The organism is Microvirga sp. P4_G7 (assembly GCF_056401005.1).
The window spans coordinates 1-5,797 of sequence record NZ_JBFUKD010000201.1; the positions used below are offsets into that span (position 1 = coordinate 1).

The window sequence follows — 5,797 nt, forward strand, 5'->3', positions numbered from 1 at the left end:
CCACGAAACCGATTTGAGCGATCTTGATAGGGAGCTGAGACCGAACAGCGTCGATTCCGGGAGCTAGGCGGCTTGAGGTGGCTCTGCGAAGAAAATTCCAAACAGGGGCAGTTCCTTGTCGTACCCTTTGAGAAGGCGGGATCCGAGCGGGGTGAGCGTGCGCTTTCCCTTCACCGCGTTTGAAACGGCCTCATCCGTCAGGATTTCCCGATCTGCTGCCGATGCACAGAGCCGGGCGGCAAGGTTCACGACGCTGCCGATGGCCGTGTAGTCAAAGCGGCTCTCATATCCAATCCGTCCGACTGTGGCCGATCCCATGGCGAGGCCCACGCCGAAGCCGATCCTGTGTCCGCGATTCCACCAGCGGATGATGAGGTCCTGCACACTCCGCTGCATCTCGATCGCGAGATCCAACGCCCGGAGTGCCGGGTCTTCGACCGGAACGGGCGCATTCACCAGTACCATCAGGCCGTCGCCCGAGAAGCTCGTGAGTGTTGCCGCGTATTTCGTGATGATCTTCCCCAGTGCCTCATAATATTCAGAGAGCACGCTCATGACCTCCTCGGGCGCTGCTCTTGCCGAGAACGAGGTAAAGCCTCGCAGGTCGCAGAAAACGACGACGACCTCCGTGCGACGGCCCTCGAGCACGCCATCGTCGCCCTTTCTGTCGACGAGCTCTGCCACCTGAGGCGCTAGGAAGCGTTTGAGTTTTGCAATTCGCTCCTGGCGCTCTTGCGAGACGGCCAACTCGGCCGCCATGACGTTGAATCGGTCAGCGAGCCGCTGAAGCTCATCGCCCGTCCGGATCTGAATGCGGTGATCGAATTGACCGGCTCCGATGCGCTCGGTTCCTTCTTCCAAACGCCGGATCGGATCGGTCATTCGGCGCGCCAATGCATAGGCGAGAAGGCCCGCGAAAGCGGCACCGGCGAGGAGCAGGCCAGCCGTTCGCCACAGAGCGGCGTAGGTGGGCGCTAAGGCCTCGGTGAGCGGCTGCGCGACGACGACAGTCCAGCCAGGACCAGCTACGGGCGCGGCGGCCGCCACTATGGCGTTGCCCTGCGCATCCCGGCTTGTTGCGAGGCCGGCCCCGGCGCGCACAACCGCTTCGCGGATCGCCTGGAAAGGCTTGAGCGTCGCCTCGTCGTTTCCACGCAGGACGATACTGATGTCCGGATGAGCGACCAGACGGCCCGCGCTGTCGAGGACGAAGGCGTGGCCTGTTTCTCCAATCTTGATGGCGGAGATCACGTCCCAGATCAGCTTGAGGTTCACCTCGGCGACGACAACGCCGACCGACGGCCGGTTGCCCGAAATCGCGATCGTTAGATACGGCTCGGAGCCTCTGTAATAGCTGACTTCCCCATACCAGATCCCAGCCGAGCGCGCTCCCGCGATCGCCGGCTCGGTAGAACGGTCCGTGCGGCTCTCGGTTCGGTTCAGACCGATCCGAGACACATAGAGGCGCTCGCGTCCGGCACCGTCGACGAGCGTCAGGTTGACGATCGCCGGCACCTGACGGAGGAGACGCTGGGCATCGATCCGCCGCCGCTCATCCAGTTCATCGCTCCAGGGAAGCTGGACCAGCCAGCCAAGCTGATTGGTGAGGTCATCGACAAATCCCTGGATCCTCGATGCCGCTGAACGTGCCTCGACGCCGAGCAGTTGGTCCAGCCTCGAACGCTGGTCGCGATAGCCGAACCAGGCCTCGCTGACGCCGTTTGCCGCGAGTGGAACGACGACGGCTAGGAACAGCACGAGGAAGTACTTCCGGAAGAGGCCACGAAAGCGAAGACGCTGCCCGATCATGCCTCGTACGCCTCAATCGAACGACGGCCGAAATCAGAGGTCTCTGCGACCCGTATGCATGCCGGCGCTCGTGCCGGCAGGGCGCCATTGCCCAAGGTGGGGCTCGGAAGCACCGTGAACTTTCGCCGCCTCATCCGGATCACCTCTCGGATCGCGTGAGTGGACGCTACTCTACGACAGGAAAGAGGAGGGTTACAAAAGGCGCTTTTTCGAACAACGTGCTTTCTGGCACTTGCCCCTATTGCAGAAGCCCGKAGGCGGCCCCGGGGCAATCGGCGTCGCTAGCGGAACCGGGCGTTTAGTATCTCGATAAGCGTCAGCGTCACGGTAATCGTCGCCGGTCCCAGGATCAGACCGGGCGCGCCGAAAAAGATAATTCCCCCGACAGCCCCAATGAACGCAACGACGGTGTGGAGTTTGAGACGGTTCCCCACAAGCATCGGATAGAGAAGATTATCGATGCCGGCGACGACGACGCCGCCCCATGCTGCGAGAACCAAAGCTTTCGCCCAATCGCCTCCGAGGGCCAGAATGATTGCGGCTGGCACCCAGACGACGAATGCACCTAGTACGGGGACGATGGCGAGCATCCCCATCACGACGCCCCAAAAAAGAGGGGAGGACAGACCGAGCCACCAGAACATCAAACCGCCCAATACTCCTTGGACTGCCGCGACGACGAGAGTACCGAAGATCGTTGCGTATACGGTATCCAAGAAACGATCGGCGACGAGACGAGTCTCGGCCTTTGTCATCGGAGAAAGTGACACAAGCGCATTCCAGGATTTCTCGCGATCCCGAAGAAAGTAAAAAAGCAGGTAGAAAGTCAGGACGAGCGTTATGAGCTGGGTGACCGACATCCGAAGGAGGGATGTGCTCTGTGCCGTAAGCCACTGGGCAAGTGTGCTGACGGCTCCGGCGGGATCGAGGCGTTCTTGGATCCAATCGGCCGCTGCCATCAGACGTGGATAGGAACGGAGAACCTGCCAATCGGCGCTGCGCAAGGCGGCTTCTGCCGACAAAGCTCCGCTCGCGACTTCGCGCACCAGTTGCTGCAGGACGAGGAGTAACGGAACCCCGACGACGATGGCCGCCGCGGCGACGGCCAATCCTGAGGCGACGTTGACGTTCCGAACGTAGCGCTCCAGCCACCGCTGGAGCGGGCAGAACATTATGCTCAGAACCATTGCCCAGACGAGTGGCGAAAGAAAAGGAAGCGAAAGTTCGTAGCAGAGATAAATTCCGATCAAAGCGAGCAGGATGACGACCGCAATCCGCAGCCGTTTAGGCATGAGAGTATGCGGAGTTCTCGCCTGCCGCTCCGTGTCTTCCATCAACAGCTCCTGAATTTGCATATATGTCGCCAAACGCTGAAGAAAACCGAGTGCTGGAACGCAACGAAATGTCAGGGTGGCGCCTGGTAGGACACCGGACCCGTTGCGCTTCTGTCTATGCGGGGCTCAAGACCATTGAGGAAATCCGCCAACCCACAGGTCTGCCCTTCGCGAGACGGCGAACAACCCGGCAATGTGAGCGCCGCACGTTGCGGCCGTGACTCTCCGACGAGCGGCACCAGATTGCGGATCTGGTCCATCGTCTGCGCGGTGTAGTACGCACGAACCGATTGTTCATTCGTAACTGTGTCTCGGGATCGCTCAAATACGATTGCGCCGCCCGGCGGTGTGTCGTTCGCCGGGTAATCCTCCAACTGCCAGTTCACGCCCAGCGCGGCTTGCATGGTGGCGATGTTGCTGTCGTGACCGACGATCAGCAGAAGTTTCGACGGAGGCGGTCCCTGGTCGCTCGCTCCAGCCAAATCCGTTCCCTGCTTCAGCGCGATCGCGATCTGGTTGAGGATCTGCGATGCGCTCCGCTTTGCGATGTAGGGAACGCGCAAGGTCAAATCGTATTGTGCTTTGTGAAGGCTCAGCACCGCTTTGACATCGGACGCTGTCCTGACGCGGCCCCATCCGACCAGTTTCGACGGCATTCCGCCGGAATACTCGAGGCGGATAACCTCGCCAACCGTCGACGCGTCGGCGAGAGGCCCAGCCAGAGTGAGGCGATTTCCTTCCTTCGTGGCAATCCTGATGCGCCATGGCAAATCGATGAGGCGGCAAGTCGCGCTCAAACCTGCTTTCGAGCAGGCCTGTGGCGTGGGACCGCGAAGAACCGTCGCCAGATGTGCGAAATCCGCGGCGTAGTGCTTCTTGGCCGAAAGCTGGCTTCCACCCATGGCAGCGATGACCGCCTCCTTCGCCACTTTCGCGTCAAGGGGCGCGATACCGGCTTCCGTCGGATGGAAAAGCGCGTCCGCCGTTGCCGCGTTGAACCCTGTCACGAGCCCGCAATTGGGAAACAACCCAGCTAGGATGGCGTTCGCGGTCGCTCTGGTGCGCTCGGCCTTGTCGGCCCAGGCGAAGACGTCCCCAGTCGTCGGGCAGGGGCTCGGAACGATAAATTGAGGGCCGACATACAAGCTCCGGAAATGCTGCCCCATCAATGTCGCCGCCGCTGCGCCGTGAGGCGTCAGATTGCCATCCGGCACCGGCCATGACGGCCAGGCGTCGATTGAAAGGGGATCGAGCGCTTTCTGGTTCGTCGGCGGGCGAACCCCGTGTCGGCTGAAGATCACGACCTTGTCGAGGACCGTTTCAGCCGTCGCGGATGCCGGCACGTAGATCGCGAGAGCCATCAATCCGGAAGCCAGGAGCCTTCGCATTCGTCGTCCCTTAACTCAACCCTGCAATGCAGCCGGTTTTCACTCGAGCGTAGCAGGATGATCGGGGCAACGTCGAGCCAGAGGCGTTGTTGGTGTTTCAAATCGACCGACAGGCGCAGGATCACGCGGTGAAAGGCAATTTGAACTGGCGCTTCTGCAACCCACGCCAAGCCGCGTTTGCGCGTTCGCTGCGATCGTCCTCGCTCACACCCTATGCGCGTTCCGACATTCAGGCCCGCATTTTTCTGAGCGACGGCCACCATGCTGCTTGCAAGTACTGTTAAGCCATGCGAGCTTTCGCAGCCTGCAACGGTAGAGTTCGATAGCCTTTGTCGTGGGAATGGGATGTTGAAGCGGTTTGCTGCACCGAACCGAATTGTTCATCACCGAGTTCCGGATATCAAGGATTGTCCATGCCGTCCAAGTTCACACGCCGCAGTTTTCTCACCACAGTAGCAAGCGCGACGACATTGGGCGTCAGTACAGGCCTCGCTGCTGAAGAGGCTTGCGTCACGACAGCAGGCGCATCTTGCGCATTGCCACAGCCTGATGACGCGCCATTCGACACGATTGTCGTTCTGATGATGGAGAACCGCTCGTTTGATCATCTGCTCGGGTGGCTACCGGGCGCGAACGGTCGACAAGCGGGACTAAGTTACGCCGACGAGAGTGGTGCCGAGCACTCTACATGGCCGTTGGTGCCAGACTACCAGGGATGTCACTATCAGGATCCTGACCACACCTGGAAGGGTATCGCAGTTCAATATGCAGGAGGTCGTTGCGATGGGTTTCTCCACACCCGCACCGACCGCAACCTTCCGGCCGACCTATACCCGATCAGCTACTACGGCCGAGGCGATCTGCCCATTCTTGCCGCCCTCGCGGAGAACTATACGACGTTCGACAACTACTTCTGCTCGATGCAGGGACCCACGTGGGAAAATCGGCTGTACCAGCTGACCGGAACCACGCAGGTGGGAATGGATGAAATCGTCGATCATTTCCCGCGCAACGATGCCGAGCGACCGTGCACCATTCAGACGACGATCTTCGATCGCGTGAGGCAAGCCGGGTTGCGTGCAGCCTATTACTATCATGGCGAACCGATGACGGGCCTCTTCCAGAGCAAGCGATACGACGACATTTCGTTTACGATCGATCGCTTCTGGGAGGATGCGCGCCGGGGCGAACTTGCCAACGTGGTGTTCGTGGATCCCGACTATTCGGACGCAGCAGAGGACGCCGGAACATCCAACGACTATCACC

Annotated in this window: 4 protein-coding genes; 1 reads left to right on the top strand and 3 read right to left on the bottom strand. The window is 60.5% G+C overall.

Going from position 1 to position 5,797, the window contains the following annotated elements; all coding sequences use genetic code 11:
- Positions 1–63: 63 nt before the first annotated feature.
- From AC1DT3_RS10665 to AC1DT3_RS10675, 3 genes are all read right to left on the bottom strand, one after another.
- A complete protein-coding gene (locus AC1DT3_RS10665) occupies positions 64–1,809 on the bottom strand; it encodes a cache domain-containing protein (RefSeq protein ID WP_477465232.1) in 1,746 nt (581 codons plus the stop codon).
- 281 nt (positions 1,810–2,090) lie between these two features.
- Entirely contained in the window at positions 2,091–3,143 is a 1,053-nt protein-coding gene (locus AC1DT3_RS10670) for an AI-2E family transporter (RefSeq protein WP_477465233.1), read from the bottom strand.
- A gap of 71 nt (positions 3,144–3,214) precedes the next feature.
- Entirely contained in the window at positions 3,215–4,531 is a 1,317-nt protein-coding gene (locus AC1DT3_RS10675) for a histidine-type phosphatase (protein ID WP_477465234.1), read from the bottom strand.
- Between the two features lie 413 nt (positions 4,532–4,944).
- Between AC1DT3_RS10675 and AC1DT3_RS10680 the strand changes: the two genes are divergently transcribed.
- The coding region (locus AC1DT3_RS10680) for an alkaline phosphatase family protein (RefSeq protein ID WP_477465235.1) at positions 4,945–5,797 on the top strand (853 nt) is incomplete at its 3' end.